The organism is Achromobacter sp. 01N37 (genome assembly GCF_056399725.1).
In genome coordinates this window covers 290,828-313,106 of record NZ_JBFTRX010000006.1, presented here as the reverse complement: position 1 = coordinate 313,106, position 22,279 = coordinate 290,828, and the positions used below count along the sequence as shown (strand labels likewise).

18 protein-coding genes and 1 tRNA gene are annotated in these 22,279 nt (G+C 64.2%); 8 read left to right on the top strand and 11 right to left on the bottom strand.

Going from position 1 to position 22,279, the window contains the following annotated elements; translation table 11 throughout:
- Positions 1–116 precede the first annotated feature (116 nt).
- The 3 genes from AC1DSJ_RS16915 (at position 117) to AC1DSJ_RS16905 (ending at position 3,341) form a co-directional block, all read left to right on the top strand.
- Positions 117–1,349, top strand: coding sequence for a metal-dependent hydrolase family protein (locus AC1DSJ_RS16915; RefSeq protein WP_054427509.1), 1,233 nt, complete (start codon positions 117–119; stop codon positions 1,347–1,349).
- 94 nt (positions 1,350–1,443) lie between these two features.
- On the top strand, positions 1,444–2,796 hold the full coding sequence (locus AC1DSJ_RS16910; protein WP_441371684.1) for an MFS transporter: 1,353 nt from the start codon (positions 1,444–1,446) through the stop codon (positions 2,794–2,796).
- Positions 2,796–3,341 carry a GAF domain-containing protein gene (locus AC1DSJ_RS16905; RefSeq protein WP_342066798.1) on the top strand — a complete coding sequence of 182 codons (546 nt, stop codon included), beginning with the start codon at positions 2,796–2,798 and terminating at the stop codon, positions 3,339–3,341. The genes AC1DSJ_RS16910 and AC1DSJ_RS16905 overlap by 1 nt, the downstream gene beginning before the upstream one ends.
- Positions 3,342–3,367: 26 nt before the next feature.
- On the opposite strand, the gene AC1DSJ_RS16900 is transcribed toward AC1DSJ_RS16905, so the two are convergent.
- The 6 genes from AC1DSJ_RS16900 to AC1DSJ_RS16875 are packed head-to-tail and all read right to left on the bottom strand — an operon-like array spanning position 3,368 to position 10,123.
- The gene (locus tag AC1DSJ_RS16900; RefSeq protein ID WP_441371683.1) at positions 3,368–4,372 is read right to left on the bottom strand and encodes an XdhC family protein; all 1,005 of its coding nucleotides are present in this window, start codon (positions 4,370–4,372) and stop codon (positions 3,368–3,370) included.
- Between the two features lie 22 nt (positions 4,373–4,394).
- A complete protein-coding gene (locus AC1DSJ_RS16895; RefSeq protein WP_441371682.1) occupies positions 4,395–6,683 on the bottom strand; it encodes a xanthine dehydrogenase family protein molybdopterin-binding subunit in 2,289 nt (762 codons plus the stop codon).
- 37 nt (positions 6,684–6,720) lie between these two features.
- Positions 6,721–7,407: an isochorismatase family protein gene (locus AC1DSJ_RS16890; RefSeq protein WP_054427514.1), complete on the bottom strand. Its 687-nt coding sequence runs from the start codon at positions 7,405–7,407 to the stop codon at positions 6,721–6,723.
- Positions 7,404–8,477 (bottom strand): 2,5-dihydroxypyridine 5,6-dioxygenase NicX family protein, encoded by a 1,074-nt coding sequence (locus tag AC1DSJ_RS16885; RefSeq protein ID WP_441371681.1) that lies wholly within the window; start codon positions 8,475–8,477, stop codon positions 7,404–7,406. The genes AC1DSJ_RS16890 and AC1DSJ_RS16885 overlap by 4 nt, the downstream gene beginning before the upstream one ends.
- 42 nt (positions 8,478–8,519) lie before the next feature.
- Positions 8,520–9,350 (bottom strand): alpha/beta fold hydrolase, encoded by an 831-nt coding sequence (locus AC1DSJ_RS16880; RefSeq protein ID WP_441371680.1) that lies wholly within the window; start codon positions 9,348–9,350, stop codon positions 8,520–8,522.
- The gene (locus tag AC1DSJ_RS16875) at positions 9,347–10,123 is read right to left on the bottom strand and encodes a maleate cis-trans isomerase family protein (RefSeq protein WP_441371679.1); all 777 of its coding nucleotides are present in this window, start codon (positions 10,121–10,123) and stop codon (positions 9,347–9,349) included. Before AC1DSJ_RS16875 ends, AC1DSJ_RS16880 begins: the two co-directional genes overlap by 4 nt.
- A 273-nt stretch (positions 10,124–10,396) precedes the next feature.
- Between AC1DSJ_RS16875 and AC1DSJ_RS16870 the strand changes: the two genes are divergently transcribed.
- From AC1DSJ_RS16870 to AC1DSJ_RS16855, 4 genes are all read left to right on the top strand, one after another.
- Entirely contained in the window at positions 10,397–11,554 is a 1,158-nt protein-coding gene (locus AC1DSJ_RS16870; RefSeq protein ID WP_054427518.1) for an FAD-dependent monooxygenase, read from the top strand.
- Positions 11,555–11,648: 94 nt separating this feature from the next.
- Positions 11,649–12,164: a (2Fe-2S)-binding protein gene (locus AC1DSJ_RS16865; protein ID WP_427945113.1), complete on the top strand. Its 516-nt coding sequence runs from the start codon at positions 11,649–11,651 to the stop codon at positions 12,162–12,164.
- Positions 12,161–15,379 carry a c-type cytochrome gene (locus AC1DSJ_RS16860; RefSeq protein ID WP_441371678.1) on the top strand — a complete coding sequence of 1,073 codons (3,219 nt, stop codon included), beginning with the start codon at positions 12,161–12,163 and terminating at the stop codon, positions 15,377–15,379. The genes AC1DSJ_RS16865 and AC1DSJ_RS16860 overlap by 4 nt, the downstream gene beginning before the upstream one ends.
- 58 nt (positions 15,380–15,437) lie before the next feature.
- Complete coding sequence (locus AC1DSJ_RS16855; RefSeq protein WP_175171015.1) at positions 15,438–16,754, top strand: MFS transporter; 1,317 nt, start codon at positions 15,438–15,440, stop codon at positions 16,752–16,754.
- 158 nt (positions 16,755–16,912) lie between these two features.
- On the opposite strand, the gene AC1DSJ_RS16850 is transcribed toward AC1DSJ_RS16855, so the two are convergent.
- The 5 genes from AC1DSJ_RS16850 to AC1DSJ_RS16830 form a co-directional block, all read right to left on the bottom strand.
- The gene (locus AC1DSJ_RS16850; RefSeq protein WP_054427522.1) at positions 16,913–17,380 is read right to left on the bottom strand and encodes a MarR family winged helix-turn-helix transcriptional regulator; all 468 of its coding nucleotides are present in this window, start codon (positions 17,378–17,380) and stop codon (positions 16,913–16,915) included.
- A 40-nt stretch (positions 17,381–17,420) separates the two neighbouring features.
- Positions 17,421–17,879 carry a hypothetical protein gene (locus AC1DSJ_RS16845; RefSeq protein ID WP_441371677.1) on the bottom strand — a complete coding sequence of 153 codons (459 nt, stop codon included), beginning with the start codon at positions 17,877–17,879 and terminating at the stop codon, positions 17,421–17,423.
- 290 nt (positions 17,880–18,169) lie between these two features.
- Entirely contained in the window at positions 18,170–18,808 is a 639-nt protein-coding gene (locus AC1DSJ_RS16840; RefSeq protein WP_441371676.1) for a nucleotidyltransferase domain-containing protein, read from the bottom strand.
- Between the two features lie 266 nt (positions 18,809–19,074).
- Positions 19,075–19,159: transfer RNA gene (locus tag AC1DSJ_RS16835), tRNA-Leu, on the bottom strand.
- Between the two features lie 173 nt (positions 19,160–19,332).
- Entirely contained in the window at positions 19,333–20,721 is a 1,389-nt protein-coding gene (locus AC1DSJ_RS16830) for a uracil-xanthine permease family protein (RefSeq protein ID WP_175171012.1), read from the bottom strand.
- A 155-nt stretch (positions 20,722–20,876) separates the two neighbouring features.
- Here AC1DSJ_RS16830 and AC1DSJ_RS16825 point away from each other — a divergent pair, with 155 nt between their 5' ends.
- Positions 20,877–22,277 carry a DKNYY domain-containing protein gene (locus AC1DSJ_RS16825; protein WP_441371675.1) on the top strand — a complete coding sequence of 467 codons (1,401 nt, stop codon included), beginning with the start codon at positions 20,877–20,879 and terminating at the stop codon, positions 22,275–22,277.
- Positions 22,278–22,279: the final 2 nt, after the last annotated feature.

The following is a 22,279-nucleotide window of genomic DNA, read 5'->3' as shown; positions in this document are numbered from 1 at the left end:
TGTTCAAATTTGTGTCGATTCCCTAAGGGGAGACCCGGTATCGGACGTTTGGATTGTACCGGTAGAGTTCGCCATGCTGAATTTCCTGCATGTTGAACAGATAGCGTGATTTATTTATGAAGCCGGTTGTTGTTAAGAATTGCAAGATCTTGAATACCCGATCACTGGTCCTCGAAGAGGCAACCAATGTGCTGATCGAGGACGGGATGATCACCCGCATCAGCGCCGACGAATTGACGGCGCCGGATGCGCAGGTGCTGGATGCCAAGGGCATGACCCTGATGCCGGGCATGATCGATTGCCACGTGCACGTGGTGGCGTCGTCGTTCAACCTGGGCCGCGTGGCGTCCTTGCCGAATGCGCTGGCCCTGCTGCGCGCGCTGCCCATCATGCAGGGCATGCTGGACCGCGGCTTCACGTCGGTGCGTGACGCGGGCGGCGCCGACTGGGCGCTGGCGCAAGCCGTGCTGGACGGAACGGTCGATGGGCCGCGCCTGTTCTGCTCGGGCAAGGCCTTGTCGCAGACGGGCGGCCATGGCGACTTCCGCCAGCGCAACGACGAACTCGACCCCTGCCCGTGCTCGGTCAAGATCGGCAACATCGGCCGCGTGGTGGATGGCGTGGACAACTGCCGCCTGGCGGTGCGCGAAGAAATCCTGAAGGGCGCCACCCAGATCAAGGTCATGGCGTCTGGCGGTGTGGCCTCGCCCAATGACCCGATTCAGAACCTGGGCTTCTCGGAAGCCGAGCTGATCGCCATTGTGGAAGAAGCCAGCAACGCCAACACCTATGTGATGGCGCATGCCTACACGCCGCGCGCGATTACGCGTGCGGTGCGCTGCGGCGTTCGCACCATCGAACACGGCAACCTGGTCGACCGCGAGGCCGCGCAGGTGATGAAAGAGCACGGCGCGTACATGGTGCCCACGCTGATCACCTATGAAGGCCTGGCCAATGACGGCGAGCGTTATGGCTTGCCGCTGGACTCCGTGAAGAAGATTGCCACCGTGCGCACGCAAGGGCTGACCGCGCTTGAAATCCTGGACGAAGTCGGCGTGAAGATGGGCTACGGCAGCGACCTGCTGGGCGAAACCCACTACATGCAAGCCGATGAACTGACGCTGCGCGCCCGCGTGCTGGGCAACGCCAAGGTGATTCAGCAGGCGACGCTGATCGGCGCCGAGATCCTGAATCAGGAAGGCCTGCTCGGTGAAGTGTGCGAGGGCGCCCATGCCGACCTGTTGCTGGTGGATGGCAATCCGCTGGATGACATCGCGCTGTTGACCAAGCCCGATTCGCTCAAGCTGATCATGAACCGCGGCTTGCTGCACAAGAACGCGCTGAACTAAGCACTGAACCCAGCCCCTGCCGGGCCAGGCACGCGTGCGCTCAATGCCCGCGCGCCCCGCCCGCTTTCACATTTCTACCGGAACTATCGTCATCATGTATTCCGTATCGGACCGCCTGGAGCGGCTGCCGTTCTCCAGCTTTCATTTCCGGCTGCTGATGATCGGCGGCCTGGGCCTCGCTTTTGAAGCGCTGGACGCCGGCATCATTGCCTTCATCATTCCGTCGTTGCGCGTGCAATGGGGGCTTTCCACCGGCCAGATCGGCTGGATCGCCAGCAGCACCTATGTGGGCTTCCTGGTGGGCGCGCTGTTCTCCGGCATTCTGGGCGACCGCTACGGCCGCAAGAAAATCATGATGTGGGCCTTGCTGCTGTTCTGCGTGGCCACCTTCATCAACGCGTTTGCCCGCAACTATCACGAGTTCTACATCCTGCGCATGATCGCGGGCATTGGGATGGGCGCGGAAGGCGCCATCATCGCGCCGTACCTGGCGGAGTTCGTCAGCAGCAAGTATCGCGGCCGCTTCACCGGCGCGCTGGCCGGCTTCTTCTCGTTCGGCTTCGTGATGTCGGCGTTGCTGGGCTACTTCATCGTGCCGTTGAGCGACGATGGCTGGCGCTGGATCATGATCATTGCGTCCGTGCCGGTGGTGTTCCTGTTGTGGTGGCGCAAGTCGTTGTTTGAGTCGCCGCGTTGGCTGGAACACACGGGCCAAACCGCCGAAGCCAACCGCATTTGCTCGGCCATCGAAGCCGAGGTGGAGCAAAAGCTGGGCCGTCCGCTGCCCACGCCCGTGTCCACGCGCAAGGCCAACTCCAAGCCTGCCGCGCAACAGACCGCCATGGCCAAGCTGGCCTCGCTGTTCTCCAAACAGTATCTGGGCACGACGGCGCTGGTGTGGGTGTTCTGGATCACCGTGCTGTTCTGCTACTACGCCTTCCTGGTGTGGATTCCCAGCCTGCTGGTTGAACGCGGCTTCACGATCACCAAGAGCTTCTCGTACACGATCCTGATTTATCTGTCGCAGATTCCGGGCTACTTCTCGGCCGCGTACTTCAACGACAAGATCGGTCGCAAGTACACGATTCTGATCTACATGCTGCTGTCGTGCCTGTCGGCATTGGGCTTGGCGCTGGCCAGTGGCGAACAGCAAATCATCATGTTGAGCATGCTGCTGTCTTTCGGCATGAACGGCGTGATCGCGGGCCAGTACACCTACACCGCCGAAATCTACCCGACCTCTATCCGGGCAACCGGCATGGGCGCGGCGTCGGCCTTTGCGCGGATCGGCTCGATTGCGTCGCCCACCATCGTGGGCGTGGCGTACCCGGTGTTGGGCTTTGCGGGCGTGTTCGCCATGATGACGGCCATTTTGCTGGTGGGCGGCCTGGGCATTCTGTTCTTCGGCAAGAACACGCGTGGCGTGGTGCTTGAGGAGATCAGCTGATGACGTCCGCATCGGCATTCGAACCGTGGGCCAGGCATGCGCGGGCCTTGGGGCTGGCAAGCAGCCGCGAGGCGCAGTGGAACGTGATCTCTGGCCTGCTTGAGGAAGCCTTCGGGCACAAGCTCTTCACGGCGCTGCTGTATCTGGAGTCGCATCAGCTGATGAAGCGTCTGTACACGTCAGACGAAAGCATCAGCCCGCTGGGCGGTTTCAAGGCCACCGGCAGCGGCCCCTGGTCGCGCCATGTGCTGGAGCAAGGGCGGCTGTATGTGGCCAGCAATGAAGACGATGTGCGCACGGTGTTCTCTGAAGCGCCGATGCTGATTGATCGCGGGTTGCAATCGGCGTTCAACATTCCGGTGCGTCACGAGGGCCGGGTGATCGGGTCGTTGAACATGCTGAGCGGCCGCCATGCCTATGACAAGGCGGATCACGATCTGGCGGCGCTGATCGCTGGCGTGTGCGCGCCGGTCTTCATCGAGGAAATGCGCGCCGCGCAATCGGCCGCCGCCGAGGTGGACCGCTCCAGCCTGGACAGCGTCTAAGGGCGTCTAAGGGCGTCTAAGGGTGCCTACGGGCCTTCCAGGGCAGGCCGTTCCTTGCCCTGGGCCACGCGTTCCCACGTGTCTTGTGCCGCGCCATTCTTCGCGGCCACCACCTCCGCCATGATCGATAACGCGATCTCGGCGGGGGTTTTGCTGCCAATGAAAATGCCGGCCGGGCCGTGCAGCTTGTTCAGCGCGGCCTCATCCAGATCGAAGTACTCGCGCAGCCGCGACCGCCGCTGAAAGCTGTTCTTGCGCGAGCCGATTGCGCCGACGTAGAACGCGTCGGATTGCAGCGCATCGATCAGCGCCAGGTCATCAAGCTTCGGATCATGGGTTAGCGCAATGACGGCCGTGCGCCTGTCGGGCCGCAGCCGCAAGATGACGTCGTCGGGCATTTCACGCGTGAACGTCATGCCCGCCTGCGCCCAGTCGTGCGGATGCGCGTCGCGCGGGTCGCAGACGATGATGTCAAAGCCCAGCGTCAGGGCGATCTGGCACAGATACCGGCTGGTGTCGCCCGCGCCGATCACGATCAGCCGCGCGGTAGGGCCGAAGTGCGTGGTGAAGGTGGTGGCGGCCAAGCTCGGTGCGCCGTCGGGCGGGCCGGCTTGCAGCGTGGCCTGCCCCGACGCCAAGTCCAGCGTGCGCGCCACGCAACGCCGTTGGATGCAGGCGTTCAATAGTTCGGGCAACAGGCTTTGCGGGCCGACGCGTTCCATCACCAATTCCACCGTACCGCCGCAGGGGATGCCGAAGCGCCGCGCGTCATCGGCCAGCACGCCATAGCGCAGCACGGCGGGCGGCTGTGGCGCCGCGTCCATTTCCTGCACGCGCGCCGCCAGATCATCTTCGATGCAGCCGCCCGACACGGACCCAGCCACCGCGCCTTGCGCGTTCGTTGCCATGATCGATCCGGGTGGCCGGGGGGATGAGCCCCACGTTCGCGCCACCGTGAACAGCCACACGGGAATGCCGGCGTGTGCCCATTCGACGGCGTGGCGCAATACCAATAGGTTGATGTCGGTCATGCGTGGGTTTCCCGTCAAACGCTCAGCCCGCCAGCGCGGCGCGCACCGACTCGGGCGTGAACGGGGCTTCATAGAAGCGTCGCCCGGTCGCATCGAAAAGCGCGTTGGCAATCGCGGCGGGGCCAGGCACCGAAGCCGATTCGCCCGCGCCCATGGGCGGTTCGTCTTGGCGCGGCATCTGCAAGACATCGATAGCGGGCAGATCTTTGAAGCCGATGATGGGGTAGCCGCCCCATTCGCGGCTGGATACGCCGGCCTGGTCGAAGTCCACTTTTTCAAGCAGGCAGCGGCTGAGCGTTTGCACGACGTTGCCGTGGATTTGATGGCGCACGCCGTCCGGGTTGATCACCATGCCGGTGTCTTGCCCGACGACGATGCGTTGCACGCGGAGGCGGCCGGTGGCGGCGTCGACGCTTAGGTCGATGACCCAGGCGGCCCAGGCCGCGCCAAAGCCGGGAAACTTGCTATGCACGTAGCGGGCATAGGCCACGCCCCGGCCATGCAGCATGCCGTCGGCATCCGGCTTGCCTCGGCTGCCCGGCGTGCGTGGCTGCCATCCGGCGTGTTTTGCGGTGGCGTCGATCAGTGCAACGGCGCGCGCGTCATCCAGGTTGCGCAAGCGGTAGTCGACCGGGTCGGCGCCTGCCGCCTCGGCCAGTTCGTCGATCATGCAGTCATGCGCGAAGGAATTCGGCAGCGCCGACACGCCGCGCAGCCAGGACGAGCGCACGATGGGCGGCATGTCGTGGCAGACGACGCGGCGGTTTGCGTAACGGTAGGGCGGCGCGGCGGTGCGGTCGCCCATTTCCAACGTGCGCGGTTCGCCCGGTATGGCGCCCGTCAGCAGCAGCGCCAGCAGTGGCGCGTCGTTGGACGGGTAACGCACGGCGAAGTCGTAAGCCAGCAGCTCACCTTGCGCATCAATGGCCGCGCCCACGTCCATCAATTGCCCGGTGCCTTTGGGCTCCCACTGATGCTCTTGTTCGCGCGTGAGTTGCACGCGCACGGGCGCGCCCACGGCCCGCGACAGCAAGGCCGCGTCGGCGCAGACGTCGTCGGCGCAATTGCGGCCATAACAACCGGCGGCCTCCAGGCGGATCAGCTCAATCTGGCCTTCGCCCAGTTTCAAGAGGCGGTCGAGATCGGTGCGCAGCATGTGCGGGTTCTGCGTGCCGGTCCAGACGGTAAGCCGGCCGTCGCAAAAATCCGCCACGGCGCAAGACGGGCCGATGGATGCATGCATCTGATAGGGCCAGACGTAGGTGCGGCGCAAATGCGTGGCGGCCTGGGCACAGACGGCATCCACGTCGCCGTCTTCAATCAAGGGCCGTGCCTTCGACGGATTCGTGCGGATGGCGGCAGCCAGATCGTCCAATTGCGGCGCGGGCGGAATCGGCTTCCAGCGCACCTTCAGCGCGCGCATCGCGGCAATGGCCTGCTCTTCACGATCCGCCACCACGCCGATGAAATCGCCTTGCGCCACCACCTGCACGTTGCCGGGCAGATGCGCGACGGAATCCCGGTCTACATCGATCAGGCAACGGCCAATGAAGTCTCCGGCGTCGCGCCCGGGATGCGGCGGACGAACCACGCGGCCATGACGCATGCCAGGCACGCGCACGTCATGCACAAAGCTGAGTTCGCCCGTGGCCTTGGCGGGAATGTCCACGCGCGCCACACCTTGCCCAACGATGCGGTAGTCGCTGGCGGGCTTCAAGCGGACGGGTTGATCGGGCGGGGCCAGTGTCAGCCGAATGTGCTGGCCGGCTAGCAGTTCACCGTAGTCCAACTGGCGCGGGTCATAGTCGCAGCGGGGGCGCACCACGCCGTCGCGCACACGCAGCGCGTCACGCGGCAGGTTCCATCGTTCGGCGGCCAGCTGCATCAAGTGTTCGCGCGCCTGGGCGGCGGCGCGGCGCAGTGGAACGGCCGAGATCTGGATGCTGGCGCTGGCAATGGTTGGCCCTTGATTGGGCGCGGCGTTGGTGTGGCCCAGCACCATGTCCAGCCGCGCCATCGGCACGTCGATTTCTTCGGCGACGATTTGCGCAAGCGACGTGCGGATGCCGGTGCCCAGGTCTACGTGGCCATTGAAGGCCAGCACACGCCAGCCTGCGCCGCCTTCCGACACCCGGCTGCCATCGGCCACCACCGCGACGAAGATTTCGGGGGTGGCCTGAACATAATCCGTCGCGGTGCCGGGTTGCCCCGGCGCCGGCTTGGGCGGCGCGGTGGGCTCGCGCACAACGAGTAATGCGTCGGCATGAGCGAGCAGCGCGGGGGACAAATGGTGAGGCTGGGGCAGGGGCATTGGGGCAGGTCCAGGCCGGGCGATGATTATGCCGGGTTCAGCGAGCCGCCGGCATTAGGGAGTCCACCATGGCGTTAGTCTCTGACAGCGCTTGCTCCCACGGCATGACGGCGGCGTACTTCTGCGCCATGTCGAAGAGGTTGGCGTCATGCGGACCCAGGGCGCGGTCGCCGCAGCAGTCGGCTACGACCAGCGGCCGAAAGCCCGCCTGCATGGCGTCCACCACGCTTGCGCGCACGCAGCCGCTGGTGACGCAGCCGGCCACCAGCAAGGTCTGCACGCCGCGTTGCGCAAGCCACGGTGCAAGCATCGTGCCGAAGAAGGCGGACGGCGTGCTCTTGCGCACCACGTATTCGCCGGGCGCGGGGGCCAGCTCAGGCACGATGGCGCTGTTGGGGCTGTGTTCTTTCAGCGCCAGCATGGCGGGCACTTTCAGGCAGAAGATGTTGCTGTCGGCATCGTCGTCAGAGAACACGATGCGGCTGTGGGCCACGGGCCAGCCGCGCGCGCGGGCATGGGCCAGCAGGTGGCGCGTCTGCGCGATGGCTTCAGGGATGTTGCCGCCGCCCAGCACGGCCGGGTCGGCAAAGCCATTGACGAAGTCGACGATCAACAAGCCGAAGGGCGCTTTGAGCGGCAGCGGCGTGCCGAAGCCCTGGCGGGAATAGGCCGAGATGTCGCCGGGCACGGCATCGGCGGGAATCGTTTGGGTGGATGCGTTCATGGGGTGTCCTTGCGGCGGGCGGCGCGCGCCAGTCCGGGTTCGTCTTGCACCACGCCACGAATCACGACGGGCTGGCCGTCGAGTGCGACGCTGCAATGGCGCATCGGGATGTCGATATGGCAGGCGGTATTGCGGCTGCCGCCTGCTTCGTTATTGGGGCCCATGGACCACAGGAAGTTGCCTTCGAAGGCGCGGGCGTCCATGCCGATATGCGCTTCCTTGTTGTAGTGCGCCAGCATTGACCACTGCGCGCGCGGCTGCAAGCCCCAGCCGATGTGCGACACGGCATAGGCTTCCGGATCGTCATAGGCCGCCATGTATTCCTTCAGGATGTCGGCCTGCAAACCGCCGTTGATGCGCGTGACGTAGCCGCTTTCAATGACAAGTTCGATGGGGTCGGTCACGTAGTCTTTCATGGGCAGCAGGATGTCGCCGCGGTCCAGCACCACGCGGCCATTGCTCTGGCCTTCGTTGGGCCACGTCAGCACGAAGCCGCTGGGCCAGTGGTCCCAGCGGCCGGGCTGGTCGACAAAACCATATTCGGAAATGGCCGGGAAGTCGCCCAGCGCGCAGCGCAGGTCGGTGCCGGCGTCTGACGTGATGTGCATCTGCTTGGACGCTTCGATGCGGCGCGCCGCGGTTTGCACACGCGTGCGGTCGGCGTCGGTGGGCACCAGCCGGCACAGCACTTCGGGCGGTTCGATGGCCAGCAGGATCTTGGTGCCGGTCTTCAGGATCTCGTGCTGCTCGGGTGAGAACAGCAGCGTCATCAAATCCAGAACCAGGTCGCTGGCCGTCAGCGCCGCGATGGCGGCCGGGTTGCCGGTGAGCGGCGTGGTGCCCAGATACGCCAGCGCATCGCGGCTGATGGATTTATCGGCGTTGACGGGCGGCAGGTCCAGGCGGTTGACGCGCGCGCCCATGTCGGTGGCGGCGGCAATTGCGCAGCGCAAGGTTTGCGGATGCGTGTCGGCGCCGGTCAACACGGTGACGATCTGGCCGGCTTCCAAGCGGGACAGCGTTAGCACCTGCTTCCAGGCGTGGATCAAATCGATATCGCTGACGGACATGGCGAATTCCTTAAGGCGGCAAAGTGATTGGTAGAGGGCGCGTCAGTCCACCCGAGCCCCAAGGAAATCGCCGAACGCGGCGTAGAAGCCGGCTTCGTTGTCCCAGGGAATCATGTGGCCCGCACCCAGCACGCGCACATGCTGCGTCTGCGGCGCCAGGCCCTGCCATTCCGCCACGTCGTCGTCACCGACCACGCCGCCTTTTTCGGCCGTCATCAACAGCAGCGGCACGGTGATGCGGGGCAGGTCGGCGTGGATGTCGTCGCGGCCAAAGTCTTCAAAGCTCTGCACGATGGCGGGCTCATGGCAGGTGTGCAGCCACTGCGCGCGCAACTGGCGTTGGGCCTCGGTCCAGGTGGGGCAGAACGCCTTCATGTCTTCGGCGGTCATGCCGTGGGTGGCTTGCCGGATGGAGTCGACGTACCAGGCCAGATTGGCGGGGTAGGCGCGGCGGCCGGGGCCGGACACGGGCGGGTCAACGATGACCAGACTTGCCAGCCCTTGCGGTTGCTTGCTGGCTGCACGCACGGCAATGCGGCCGCCCATCGAATGGCCGACGAGCGTGTAGCGTTCCAGCCCCAAGGCTTGCGCGAAAGCGGTGACGTCGGCGGCTTGCGCGTTCAGGCCGTAGTCCAGCCCGGGGCCGGAGGCCGACAGGCCGCGACCGCGCACGTCGAGCACATAGGTGTCGAATTGGCGGCCCAGGTGTTCGGCGACAAAGCCCCAGGTGACGGCGGGGCTGGTGATGCCGGGGATCAGGATGACGGCGGCGCGGCTGGCTCGGTTATCGGCCGTGCCGCCATAGCGCAGATAGTGTTGGCGGATGCCGTTGGCGTGTACCTGGCCGCCGTAGAGATAGGTGCTGGGGGTCATTGTGCGCTCCGGGAATAGGGGTACGCGCCCGAGAGCAGGGCGCCAGCGCCCGGCACCACCGGGTCCAGCCCCAATTCCTTCAGGATGGCGTAGGTGGTGGCGATGGACGCGGTGAGCACGGGCTTGCCCGTTTCGGCTTCGACTTGCGACACCGCCGGCAGCGACGGCATTTGCACGCAGGCCGACAGCACGATCACATCGGCATCGGCCACGTTCATGCCCGCGACGATGCTCGGCAGCTTGGCGGGGTCATGGCGGCCCACTTCCAGGTTGTCGGGAATTTCCAGCGCGCGCCAATCCACAATTTCAAAACCCTCGGCGGCGATGTAGTCCATGACCAGTTCGGTCAGCGGCACCATGTAGGGCGCGACCAGCGCAATCTTTTTTGCGCCCATGACGTGCAGCGCTTCCACCAGCGCACCGGCGCTGGTGATGACGGGGGCGGATGCGCCGTTTTCGGCGGTGCGTTCGGTCAGGCGCTTTTGCGAGACGCGGTGATAGCCGCGCCCCATCGCCATGATGGCGACCAGGCAGGCGTAGCCCAGCACATCGACCCGCGCATCGCTGAGTTCCAGCGCGCAGCGGTCGCTCTCGGCGTCCATGGCGGCCAGCTCTTCCTTCTGCACTTTCTTCATGCGCATGCGGCTGGAGTGGAACGTAAAGCGGTCGGCGGGGCGCAGCGACGAATGCGCCTGCAGCATGGCGGGCACTTCAGTTTCCATCGTCGTGTTCGAGCTGGGGACGATCTGGCCAATTCGGAATGTCTTCGTCATGTAGGAAGCCTTGAAAAAGTGTCGGTCCTAGGGTTTTCGATAAATTCAAAAGAAGCGTATACGCTCTATTCTTGCAAAGAGCGAGACAGATGACCAGCCTGCATTCCGTAGTGGTTTTCACCTAATCATGTGAAATATAGGCACTATTTTGGTGCTCTGTCTTGGGGTTTACGCTTGATCTGAAAATTTTGGTACCAAAAATTAAAGCGTGTACTTCATAATTTTCAAGCGTTCGCTTTTCTGGATTTTCAAAAAACAGCAAGGAGAAGTTCCGTGTCTACATCCCCTCGTATCGCCATCGTCGGCGCGGGTCTCGGCGGCGCCGCCACCGCAGCGCTGTTGCTCAAGGAAGGGCTGAATGTCCGCGTCTACGAGCAGGCGCCGGGTTTTTCGCGGCTAGGGGCCGGCATCCACGTGGGGCCGAACGTCATGAAGATCCTGCGCCGCATCGGGGTCGAAGACGCGCTTAATGCTCAGGGGTCGCACCCGGATTACTGGTACAGCCGCCACTGGGAAACGGGCGACATCCTGGCGCAGATTCCGCTGGGTGATTACGCCGTGAAGGAATACGGCGCGTCGTACCTGACCGTGCACCGCGGCGACTTCCATGCCTTGCTGATCGACGCCCTGCCCAAGAGCGCTGTTGTCTACGACAAGAGCCTGACGCGCGTGGAAGACAAGGGCGATGTGGTGGTGATGCACTTTGCCGATGGCACGTCGGAAGAAGCCGACATCGTGATCGGCGCCGACGGCGTGAACTCCCGTATCCGCGAAGAACTGCTGGGGCCGGAACTGCCCAAGTACGCAGGCTATCTGGCGCACCGCGCGGTGTTTCCCACGCCGCAGGTCAAGGCCGGCATGCTGCCGTTCGACGCCTGCGTGAAATGGTGGAGCGACGACCGCCACATGATGGTGTACTTCGTGACCGGCAAGGCGGACGAGCTCTATTACGTGACGGGCGTACCCGTCGAACACTGGGACCTGAATGACCGTTGGCTGCCCAGCAGCAAGGACGAAATGCGCGAGGCGTTCAGCGGCTGGCATCCCACGGTGCAGGCGCTGATTGACGCCACGGTGGACGTGACCAAGTGGTCATTGCTGGAACGTGATCCGCTGCCGCTGTGGAGCCGGGGCCGCCTGGTGCTGTTGGGCGACGCCTGCCACCCGATGAAGCCGCACATGGCGCAAGGCGCCGCCATGGCCATTGAAGATGGCGCCATGCTGGCGCGTTGCTTCAAGGAAGTTGGCGTGAACAACCACGAGCTGGCGTTTGCGCTGTACGAAGCCAACCGCGCCGAACGCGCCAGCAAGGTGCAACGCATTTCGCACGACAACACCTGGCTGCGCACTAACGAGGACCCGTCCTGGTGCTTTGGTTACGACGTGTTCAGCGCGCCGCTTGTGGACCCCAAGTCCCGGGCCGCCGCCTGACGCCGTGTCCGCCGCGCGGGCAAAGGGGCTTGATCCCCAGCCCGCGTCGCGGCAACCTTCGTACCTTCCGAACTGCCGACATGCGTCACGCCCCATGGGATCTTCAGCCAATTCAAGCAGCGTCACCCCTCCGATCCGCTTGACCGTCAACGGACGCGAATGCGCCGTGCCGGCCGCGCCCGGGACGGCGCTGCTGCACGTATTGCGTAACGATCTTGAGCTGAACAGCCCCAAGTACGGCTGCGGCCTGGGCGAATGCGGCGCGTGCACGGTGCTGATCGATGGGGTGGCGGCGCGGTCGTGCGTCATCCCGGTCAAGGCGGCGCAGGGGCGGGCGGTGACCACGCTGGAAGGGCTGGGCACGCGCGAGCAGCCCGGCCCCACGCAGCAAGCCTTCATCGACTGCCAGGCGGCGCAATGCGGCTACTGCTTGAACGGCATGATCATGACGGTGGAAGCGCTGCTGCGGCGCAATCCCAACCCCACTGAAGACGCGATACGCAGCGAGCTGCATCACAACCTGTGCCGCTGCGGTACGCATGTCGAGATCATGCAGGCGGCGATGCGGGCGGTGCAGCTGCGGGCGGCGAAGGGCGAGCCCACGCGATGAGCGCAATTCCTTTCGACGCACCCTCGCGCGCCGCCAGCCTGCCGGCCGCGCTGCCCGATGATCTGTTGCACGGCTTGGCGCTGCGTCCGCCCGAGGTGTTGTGGGACGGCGCGCGCTACCGGGGCAGCGTATTGCAGCGGGTGCAGCTGGCAGAGGTTCGCGCGCAGCCGGGTGTGGTGGCGGCGGTGCTGCGCACGCATTTCGCGGGCGTGGTGGCGGTGACGCCGTTATACGCGCGGCAAGCGGCGGCGGCCTTGGCGCCGGTGTGGCAGCGCTTGACGCCTGATGCGTCATCGCCGGCGTCCAAGGTGGATGCTGATGCACTTCAATACACATTGCGGCCGTCACAATCCGAACCGCCTGTGGGCGCACGTGTGGTGGCATGGAGCTTGAACGGGCACACCCGCGTGTGGCTGCCGGCTTGCACGGCGGCAACGCTGGCGTTGATCAGGCGCGAGCTTGCGGTGCTGCTACAGCAGCAAGACGCAGCGATCACGGTAACGGCGGAAGGCGATGGCGCGCGTGCTATCGCCACAGACGCCTTGCATCCCCTGGACCTGATGGACGCCGCGGCCGATGCCGCGCTGCTGTCGCAGGCCGTGGGCCGGCCGGTGTGCGTGCCTTGCCAGTCGGGGGCGGCCGATGAGCTCGTGCTGCGCGTGTCGAAGGCGAACGGTTCGGTGGCTGCCGATGTGGGCTCTCATTTGGGCTCTGATATGGGCTCTGATATGGGCTCTGATATGGGCTCCGATGTGGGGTCCGATGTGGGCACTGAAGTGGGCACTGACGTGGGCACTGATTTGGGCTCTGATTTGGCCCCTGATGTGGCCGCTGATTTGGCTTCCGATCGCGCCGCGATATCGCCATCCGCGCATTCAGCTGATGCGTTGAACAACGTGTTTGCATCGGATGCGCCCTGGGCGGTGCGTCCCAGTCTGGCGCGCATGTTGAGCCAGCCTGGGCAGGCCGGTGCCTCGGCGCAGGCCACCGCGCGCAGCGATGCGCCCATCGCGTTCGGCAAGCGCGCTGCCGTGCCGCTGCACGCAAGTGTTGATGCCTTGAATGCCGCGCAGGTGTTTGCGCAGGAAAGCTTGTGGCATGAGCAGGCCTTGGCCTTGAACGAAGACCCCGTGCAATGGCGGCTGCGGCACTTGCCCGAGGGCAGGGCGCGCAACTTGGCGCGCCAAGTCGTTGAACAGGCGGGTCTGCCCGCGGCTGACACCCCGCCCGCGCGGGCGGGCGTGCTGCGCGGAACCGGCTTCGCCACTGCGCAGGTGCAATGCACGGACGAATCCGGCGCGGCCCGCACGGTGTGGAGCGCCTGGGTCGCCGAGGTGGCCGTGCAGCCGCAGACCGGCCACGTCGATGTGACCCGCGTGGTTGCCGGGCATGATAGCCAGCATCTGCACCCCGCGCACCCCGCGCACCCCGCGCACAGCGCGCCGGTGCGCGCTGAAATAGAAAGCCAATCTCCGTGGTTGTTGGAGAACGCCCGCCGCTTGCTGGCCGCGCCACCCGCCTTCGACGATTGGTCCAGCCCGGCATCGCAGGGCGCGGATGACTCGTCTGGCGCATTGTCCCGATACGAAACTGCGCATGAACTGAGCCGCCGCGAGCCTGTGGGCGATGTCGTCACGCAAGGCCAGTTGGACGTGGACGGCGTGGTGACCTTGCCCGCAGCGGCGGCCATCGCCAACGCCATCCACAACGCAACCGGCGTGCGCCTGCGGCAAGCGCCGTTCGAAGCCGAGTCATTGCGCGTGGCGCTGGCGGGACGCCGCCCCGCGCGCACTGCCTTGTCGCGCGCCAGGGTGTGGCTGGCTGCGGGCGCGGCGGGGCTTGCAGGTCTGGCGGGTCTGGCCGTGACGCTCTGGCCGATGAAGCCGGCGCTGCCGCTTACGGCGGGGCCGGACGTGTCGCTGTATTCAATGCGTGCGCTTGAACGCGGGCGCCTGGTGGCGGCCGCGGGCGATTGCATGGTCTGCCACACGGCCCCTGGCGGCCAAACCAATGCGGGCGGCCTGGCGCTGGACACCCCCTTCGGCACGATTTACACCACCAACATCACGCCCGACAACGACACCGGTATTGGCCGCTGGTCGTACACGGCATTCGAACGCGCCATGCGCCAAGGCGTGCATCAGGATGGCCGGCAACTGTATCCCGCATTCCCGTACACGGCCTACGCCAAGCTGAGCGATGCGGACATGCAGGCGCTGTACGGTTACTTGATGTCGCAGCCTGCCGTGAAGTCGGAACCGCCCAAGACACAGCTGGCGTTCCCGTTCAATATGCGTCCGCTGCTGGCGGGCTGGAACGCGTTGTTTCACGACGCCACGCCGTTCACGCCCGACCCGTCGCGCAGCGCGCAGTGGTTGCGGGGCGCGTATCTGGTAGAAGGCGCAGGCCATTGCGCCGCATGCCATTCCCCGCGCAACCCACTGGGCGCGGAGAAAACCGGCGTGCATTATCTGGCGGGCGGCGAGGCCGAAGGCTGGACCGCGCCCGCGCTGAACCAGTTGGCCAGCGGCCCGCGCGCCTGGGGCAGCGATGAGCTGTTTCAGTATCTGCGCACGGGCTATTCAACGCGGCATGGCGTGGCGGCGGGGCCGATGGCGCCGGTCATTCATGGCCTGGCCGAATTGCCCGATAGCGACGTGCGCGCCATCACGACGTATCTGTTGGACTTGCCGAAGGGGGCGGGCGCGGCGGCTCCGGCGGCGGTGGGCGATCTGACCGCTTCCGCCGATATGCCCGCTGCGCCGTCGCCTGACGCCGCCGCTACCGGGCCATCGCCTTACGCAGTGACCCCCGCGCCGTCGCCAATCACCACCACCCCCCCGCCCGCCGCCGCGACGATACATGCCCTTCAGGGCCGTCGCGCCAATGGCGAACGCATCTATCAGAACGCCTGCGCGGCCTGTCATGACGCAGGCAGCGGCCCCACGCTGTTTGGCGCAAGGCCGTTGCTAAGCGCAAACACCAACGTGCATGCGGCCACGCCCGACAACCTGATCCAGGTGATCTTGAATGGCATCCAGGAACCCGCCGACGACGCGTTGGGATACATGCCGGGATTCAAGGACAGCCTTAACGACCAGCAGGTCGCGGACTTGGTCGGTTATTTGCGGGAACGCCATGCGTCACAAGCGCCGCCTTGGCCTGATCCCACGGCAACGATTAAGCGGCTACGCGAGCATGCGGCGCTGCATTAAGGAAACGCGGACATAACGCGTGCGGTTTTAGCGATGATCACATCAAGGGGTTTCATTTATGTCAGCTTCATTGGTTTCAGTGGACAAAGCCATTCAGGTGGCGGGTGTCGGCAAGTTCCAGTACCGGCTCTTCGTGATATTCGGGTTGGTCTGGATGGCCGACGCCATGCAAGTGTTGTCCATCGGATTCTCCGCGCCGTCCATCGCGAAGACCTTCGGCATCACCGTGCCGCAAGCGCTTCAGAGCGGCACGTTCTTTTTTATCGGCATGCTGATTGGCGCCTTCGTGTTCGGCCGGATGGCCGACCGCATCGGGCGGCGCCCGGTCCTGATGATTGCCGTGGTCATCGACGCCTGCGCGGGCGTGGCGTCGGCCTTTGCGCCGGAATTCACGTGGCTGCTGTTCCTGCGTTTCCTGACCGGCATCGGCGTGGGCGGCACGCTGCCGGTGGACTACACGATGATGGCGGAATTCTTGCCCAGTGATCGCCGTGGCCGCTGGCTCGTGCTGCTGGAATCGTTCTGGGCCGTGGGCACCATCTTCCTGGCGCTGCTGGCGCTGGTCGCCGTGTCGTGGGGCGATGACGCCTGGCGCGTGATCTTCTTCGTGACCGGCCTGCCTGCCTTGATCGGTGTGGTGCTGCGCTTCTACATCCCTGAATCGCCGATGTACTTGAATCGGAACGGCAAGTCAGACCAGGCGCGCAAGGTGCTGGAGCGTGTTGCGCGCGTCAACCGCCGTGACGTCGAAGTGCCTGCGCTGCAACCGGAAGCGCCCGTGCACAAATCCATGTTCGCGCTGTTCTCGTCCAGCTATCGCCGCCGCAGTATTGGGCTGTTGCTAGCATGGGCGCTGATCTCCATCGCGTACTACGGCGTCTTCGTCTACCTGCCGGTCAAGCTCAGCACGGAAGGCTTCGCCTTCATGCGCGGGCAGGAATTTCTGGTGCTGCTGGCGCTGGTGCAACTGCCCGGCTTCGCGCTGTCGGCCTATGGCGTTGAACGCTGGGGCCGCAAGCCCACGCTGATCGGCTTCCTGATCCTGAGCGCGGTGGGATGCATGCTGTACAGCTTGGGCACGTCGCCTGCCGTTGTGATCGGCTCGACCTTGTTGATGAGCTTCTCGCTGCTGGGCACGTGGGGCGCGCTGTACGCGTTCACGCCCGAGGTCTACCCGACAGACCTGCGCGCAAGCGGCATGGGCATGGCGGGAGCAGTGGCGCGCTTTGGCGGGCTGTTCGCACCGGCCATCATCGCACCCATCATGACCAGCCACTTCACGCTGTCGCTGGTGGTGCTGTCGAGCATGCTGGTGGCGGGCGCCGTCGCGATCTGGTCCGTGGATGTGGAATCGAGGAACCGGGCGCTGGATTGATTGGTGGCTTGATCAATCGCCACATGCCGCGATAGGCCGCGGTGTGTGGCGCTGAATGGCTACGAGCCGTGGCCTGGAGCGATGAGCGTGCTTGCGGAACGCGATGAGCAGGCTTGCGGAACGGCGACGGACACAACTGAACAGCGGCGATGAACGGGTTATTCCTGTTCGTCGCCGTTCAGCATTTTGGTCAGCAGAAAATCCAGCGCCAGACGTTCGGCGGGGTTCAGTGTGCCGTAGGTGCTTTCGGTGATCTGCTTGGCGAACGGTTCCATTTCCTGAACCAGCGCCTGCCCGATGGGCGTCAGGTTGATGACGACTTTGCGGCGGTCGACCGGGTCGTGGTCCACCTGCACCAATTCACGCTGCTTGAGCCGGTCCACCACGCCGCGCACCGTGGCCTGATCAATGACCGTGGCCTTGACCAGGTCGGCCAACGAGCTCGCGCCATTGTCCCGCACCGAACACAGCACCACGAATTGCGCGGCGGTGAGTTGGGAATCGGGAATGTATTGCTGAAACAGCGCGGTGTGCCGCTGATAGACACGCCGCAGCAGGTGACCTATCTGATCAGAAAACAAATAGCCGTCCGTGGTGGACGAGGACTTGCCTTTTACGTTGCGCATAAGCCTATCCGAAGCGATGCAAGAGTCATGATGATTTTTGTCAACGGTACACGCTTTGAGGGGTGTGTGCCCGTAGCCAGAGAGTATGGTTTCTTAACGGTTCTTTGAAGTAAGCGATGCCACTTTCGTTCACTCTGCCGCGCACCACGATTTCCTTTTCTCCCATAGCGACATCCTCGCCGTCTGAAGAATGGAATTTGACTTCGATGCAGTCGCCATGCCGATAGCCTGTCGTTCTGACGACCACGTTCAAATCCACGTAGTGATCGACTTCGTCAGTCGTCACACGCGCGCCATCCGTACCGTTAGTCCAGTAGATTTCAATCGTCTTGGCGCCGGGCCGGACAGTTTTGGCACGGCAGGGCGCGGATGGGGCGTAGATCTGGATGGGCGCTGGGGGTGAAGCGGCGATGTCAGCTGGCGCCTTATGAGGGGCCTCTTGCGGCGATGCACGTTGTATGGCGTCCAGCTCACCAGGAGCGGAGGGTTCCGTGGCCATACTCGAAGACGCCATGACGCTGAGGGCCACTGCCCATAGGTGATGTGAGAACTTCATGATCTTCCGATGCGACTCCGGGCGCTCTTGACGGTATCTGACGATGAGTCGGGGTGTGACGCCTTCTGGGGCAATCACGCCTATGCGTTGCCGCTTGCATTCCCCGCGTCTAGCGGTGCGAGTGCATCGACCTTCGCAGCAACAGCCTTGCATGCCCTGAGCGTTTCAGACCTTCAAATTCCCTGGGGTCGGGAGGCTCGGGCTTCAGTGGCTTTCCCGGGCCGCTGAGCGTTTCAAATGGGGAGGTCACCGTCTCCTCCTATGATCCAGATCTTGGGCTGCGCCAGCACTCGGGTCAGAAAAGACTCTTGCGTCTTCACCCGTTTGGTGAATTCCTTGTGCGTCAGTATGGTCGGATTCACCGGCCTGCCAAGCGTATTACCCGCAACCTCCAATGCTGCGAATACATCGCCGTAGCTGACGTCGTCACTAAGCAACATCAGATCAATGTCGCTGCGAGCGGTGTCGGTGTTTTTTGCAACCGAGCCGTAGACGAAAGCCGCCTGGATCTTCGGTGCCATCGGGGCAAGCGCCTCGCGTAGCGGTTCCGCCAAGCCGATCGTTTTTTGCACGATGGCGCAGAGTTCCGCGAAGATGGGCGAGTCGGGATTGGCTTGGTAGTGCTTCTGATTGCCGACCGCTTTCACAGTCACCAAGCCGGTCTGCGCGAGATTGGCCAACTCGCGCTGCACAGCTCCCGATCCACTGGCGACAAGCCCGATCACTTCGGTGGCATAGAAGCTGCGATCCGGCTGGCCGAACAACAACCCCAGCACGCGTTGTTTGGTGCCAGGAAAGAGCGCATCGGCAAGGCTGCTGTGCGGGAGGGGGGCTTTGGCTGATATACCCATATTGGGTGTGATTGTACCCATATTGGGAATGTTGAGAAGCTGCCCATCGTTAGTGGCTCAACGTGCGGCTGGGTTTACCCCCGTGCCAAACTCCGCAACGAAAAAAAGCCTCTGCTTGTGCAGAGGCTTTTGAATCTTCTGTCGTGCATTCTTGGTTCGTGCAACGAACTCGTCGCGCCCGAGCACATCGTTCTACGCCGGCTAAAGGCGGAACGTATGGCGGAATCAATGCAGAGGAATTTGCGTTGCGCGGTTTCGATATAACCGGCGAATGCTTGAGAGCTTTCTGGTGCCCGGGGCCGGAATCGAACCGGCACGCCTTGCGGCGGGGGATTTTGAGTCCCCTGCGTCTACCAATTTCACCACCCGGGCAAGGGGGTCGCGAACACGTCCAGATGACGGCTGCGGGAGAACGAAGACAGCGATTATATGCGGACTTTTGAAAATTGTCAGGCGGCCTGTTTTTTGGGCGGTCTGACAGGGGGGGATCGGGGCGTCGCCAGCCCCAAAATCCACTGGCAACGCCCATCCGCCCCATCCCGCAATTACTTCTTTTCCGGCAGGAACCAGTTCATCACCAGCGCGCAGATGCCGCCGGTAGCCACGCCCGATTCCAGCACGCTTTTCACTGCGTGCGGCAGGTGCGACAGGATTTCCGGCACTTGCGACACGCCCAGGCCCAAGGCCAGCGACACGGCGATGATCAGCAGCGCGCGGCGGTCCAGCTGGATGCCGGCCAGGATGTTGATGCCGGATGCGGCGACCGCGCCGAACATCACCATGGCGGCGCCGCCCAGTACGGGCTCGGGCACGGCTTGCAGCACGCCCGCCACGCCCGGGAACAGGCCCAGCAGGATCAGCATGCCGGCGATCCACACGCCGACGTGGCGGCTGGCGATGCCGGTCAGCTGGATCACGCCGTTGTTCTGCGCGAAGACCGAGCTCGGGAAGGTGTTGAACACGCCGGCCAAGAGCGAATTCGCGCCGTTGACGAGGACACCGCCCTTGATGCGCTGCATCCACAGCGGGCCTTCAACGGGCTGCTTGGACACCTTGCTGGTGGCGGTGACGTCGCCGATGGCTTCCAGCGACGTGACCAGATAAATGATCAGCATCGGCACGAACAGCGCCCACGAGAAGCCCAGGCCGAAGTGCAGCGGCACGGGAATCTGGAACAGGGCGGCTTCGCGCGCGCCGGTGAAGTCCAGGCGGCCCATGGCGGCGGCAGCGATGTAGCCGATGGCCAGCGCCAGGACCAGCGCCGTGCTGCGAATCCATACGACCGGCACGCGGTTCAGCAGGATAATCGTGCCCAGCACCAGGCCGGACAGCGTCAGGTTTTCCGCGCTGGCAAAGGTGCCGTTGGCCATGGCGCCGAAGCCGCCGCCCATGCTGATCAGGCCGACCTTGATCAGGGTCAGGCCGATCAACAGCACGACGATGCCGGTGACAAGCGGGGTGATCAGGCGTTTGACGAACGGCAGGATGCGGCTGATGCCCATCTCGACGAACGAGCCGGCGATGACGACGCCAAAGATCGCGGCCATTACGGCTTCGACGGGCGTGCCTTGCTTGACCATGACCGAGCCGCCAGCGATCAGCGGCCCCACGAAGTTGAAGCTCGTGCCCTGCACGATGAGCAGCCCGGCGCCCAGGGGGCCGAAGCGCTTGCACTGCACGTAGGTGGCGATGCCGGAGATGACCAGCGACATCGACACGATCAGCGTCGTGTCGCGGCTGCTGACGCCGAGCGCCTGGCAGATCAAGAGGCCGGGGGTGACGATGGGAACCAGGATGGCCAGCAGGTGCTGCAACGCGGCGACGAAGGCGACGGGCGGCGCGGGGCGGTCGTCGGGGCCATAGACCAGATCATGGCTGGGCGCGTCGTCGGCGGCGCTGTGGGGGGCGGGTTGGGAAAGGGAGGCGGGTTGCATGGGCGGAGGGCCGGCCAGGTGGAGGGGGTAGGAGGGGAAAGTGCGGGATTTTAGCGGGGAAGGCCCGGGCTTGCCTGGGGAGTTAATCGCGGTCGGCAATGGCGGTATGGGCTTGTTAGAATTTTGGGCCGCCACTGTGAATGCAAAAAGGCCGAATGCTGAATCGCAAGAGATGGATCGGAATTATCCTGGCCTTGGTCATCGCCGGTTTGCCGATGACGCTGTTGTTGCTGGTGCTGGACAACGATGATTACGCCGGCGCTGATGACGGGGAATCGTATAAGGGCAGCATCTACAAGCGTTATGAAGGCGCGATTTACGCCGCCGTGCCCAGCAATGGCTATTACCGGATGGACGAGGCGGACCCGGCCAGTTTCAAGGCGTTTGACACGCCCACCTATGATGGCCGCCAGGCCGCCAGGGACAGCCGCCACGTCTATTGCGGCAATCTGATCCTGCCAGGCCTGAAACCCGCGTCGACGCAGTTTCTGGGCAATAGCTATTTCAGCGACGGCGACACCACGTATTACTGCGCGCTGTTCACCACCATCAATCGCGAGCTGGGCGCCGTGCGCGAGGTCTGGCAGACGATACGGTTCAGGACCGGGCATGGCCCCAAGCCGCAGGCGTATCTGCATCCGTTTACCGCCTTGCCCGCCAGCTCGCAACCCTATCGGGCGCTGCTGGATCGGGATTTGGCAACGGATGGGGCGCGCGTCTTTTACGAAGGCCGCGAAATGCCGCAGGCACAGCCGGCCACGCTGCGCCGTTTACCGGCCACGCGGAATAGCCGCGAGCAGACCAGCGATGATTTCTTTGCGGATGGGCGCCGCGTGTATTTTCATGACACCTTGCTGCCGCTGTCGGATGACCCGGCGCTCAATACCTTCAAGGTGGGCGACCTGGACCGCGAAGCCTATTTGCACGACCCGCGCGACGGCATGATTTACGTGGGCGCGCAGCCCTTTGATGCGGCGCATGCGCCGTACCGGCTCTTGAGCGAGCGCGGCGAGCATATCTATCAAGTGCTGTTTGCGGGCAAGGACGGCATTTATTTCTTCAATAACCAAAAGCGGCGCATGGAGCGGGCGGGCGATGATCCGTTCGCGTCCGGGCGGTTTTCGGCGATGTCGCCGTTTGTGTTTACGGACGGCAAGCAGGTGCTGTATTTAAAGGGCGAAGAGTCCTGGGGTTCTTCGCGGGGCGGCCGGGGCGGGTTGATTTCCCGGTCCACGCTGATCATGCGGCTGAACGACGCGCCCGTGGGCGGGTGGAAAAAACGGGGCGACGTCTATCACCGCTTCGGTTCGATCTGGCAGAACGGTGAGCGGCTTTATTATTTTGACGAGACGGGCAACAGCCAATTGGTGTCCAGCCCCATCTATCGGATTATGGACAGCGCGACGGCAGATTTTCTGTTGCGTTCGCAGCAGACGCTGGACATCAGGATGGACGATATCCGCAAGCTGATTCGCAGCGGAAAGCTCCAGGCGCCCGCCGGCGAGGAGGTGCTTCACGCCAAGACGCGGTATCGCGGCTTTCTGTCACTGTTTTGAGG

Coding starts and splice junctions, on each gene's coding strand:
- AC1DSJ_RS16915 (WP_054427509.1), top strand. CDS start 117: ATGAAGCCGGTTGTTGTTAAGAATTGCAAGATCTTGAATACCCGATCA.
- AC1DSJ_RS16910 (WP_441371684.1), top strand. CDS start 1,444: ATGTATTCCGTATCGGACCGCCTGGAGCGGCTGCCGTTCTCCAGCTTT.
- AC1DSJ_RS16905 (WP_342066798.1), top strand. CDS start 2,796: ATGACGTCCGCATCGGCATTCGAACCGTGGGCCAGGCATGCGCGGGCC.
- AC1DSJ_RS16900 (WP_441371683.1), bottom strand. CDS start 4,372: ATGACCGACATCAACCTATTGGTATTGCGCCACGCCGTCGAATGGGCA.
- AC1DSJ_RS16895 (WP_441371682.1), bottom strand. CDS start 6,683: ATGCCCCTGCCCCAGCCTCACCATTTGTCCCCCGCGCTGCTCGCTCAT.
- AC1DSJ_RS16890 (WP_054427514.1), bottom strand. CDS start 7,407: ATGAACGCATCCACCCAAACGATTCCCGCCGATGCCGTGCCCGGCGAC.
- AC1DSJ_RS16885 (WP_441371681.1), bottom strand. CDS start 8,477: ATGTCCGTCAGCGATATCGATTTGATCCACGCCTGGAAGCAGGTGCTA.
- AC1DSJ_RS16880 (WP_441371680.1), bottom strand. CDS start 9,350: ATGACCCCCAGCACCTATCTCTACGGCGGCCAGGTACACGCCAACGGC.
- AC1DSJ_RS16875 (WP_441371679.1), bottom strand. CDS start 10,123: ATGACGAAGACATTCCGAATTGGCCAGATCGTCCCCAGCTCGAACACG.
- AC1DSJ_RS16865 (WP_427945113.1), top strand. CDS start 11,649: ATGGGATCTTCAGCCAATTCAAGCAGCGTCACCCCTCCGATCCGCTTG.
- AC1DSJ_RS16860 (WP_441371678.1), top strand. CDS start 12,161: ATGAGCGCAATTCCTTTCGACGCACCCTCGCGCGCCGCCAGCCTGCCG.
- AC1DSJ_RS16855 (WP_175171015.1), top strand. CDS start 15,438: ATGTCAGCTTCATTGGTTTCAGTGGACAAAGCCATTCAGGTGGCGGGT.
- AC1DSJ_RS16850 (WP_054427522.1), bottom strand. CDS start 17,380: ATGCGCAACGTAAAAGGCAAGTCCTCGTCCACCACGGACGGCTATTTG.
- AC1DSJ_RS16845 (WP_441371677.1), bottom strand. CDS start 17,879: ATGGCCACGGAACCCTCCGCTCCTGGTGAGCTGGACGCCATACAACGT.
- AC1DSJ_RS16840 (WP_441371676.1), bottom strand. CDS start 18,808: ATGGGTACAATCACACCCAATATGGGTATATCAGCCAAAGCCCCCCTC.
- AC1DSJ_RS16830 (WP_175171012.1), bottom strand. CDS start 20,721: ATGCAACCCGCCTCCCTTTCCCAACCCGCCCCCCACAGCGCCGCCGAC.
- AC1DSJ_RS16825 (WP_441371675.1), top strand. CDS start 20,877: ATGCTGAATCGCAAGAGATGGATCGGAATTATCCTGGCCTTGGTCATC.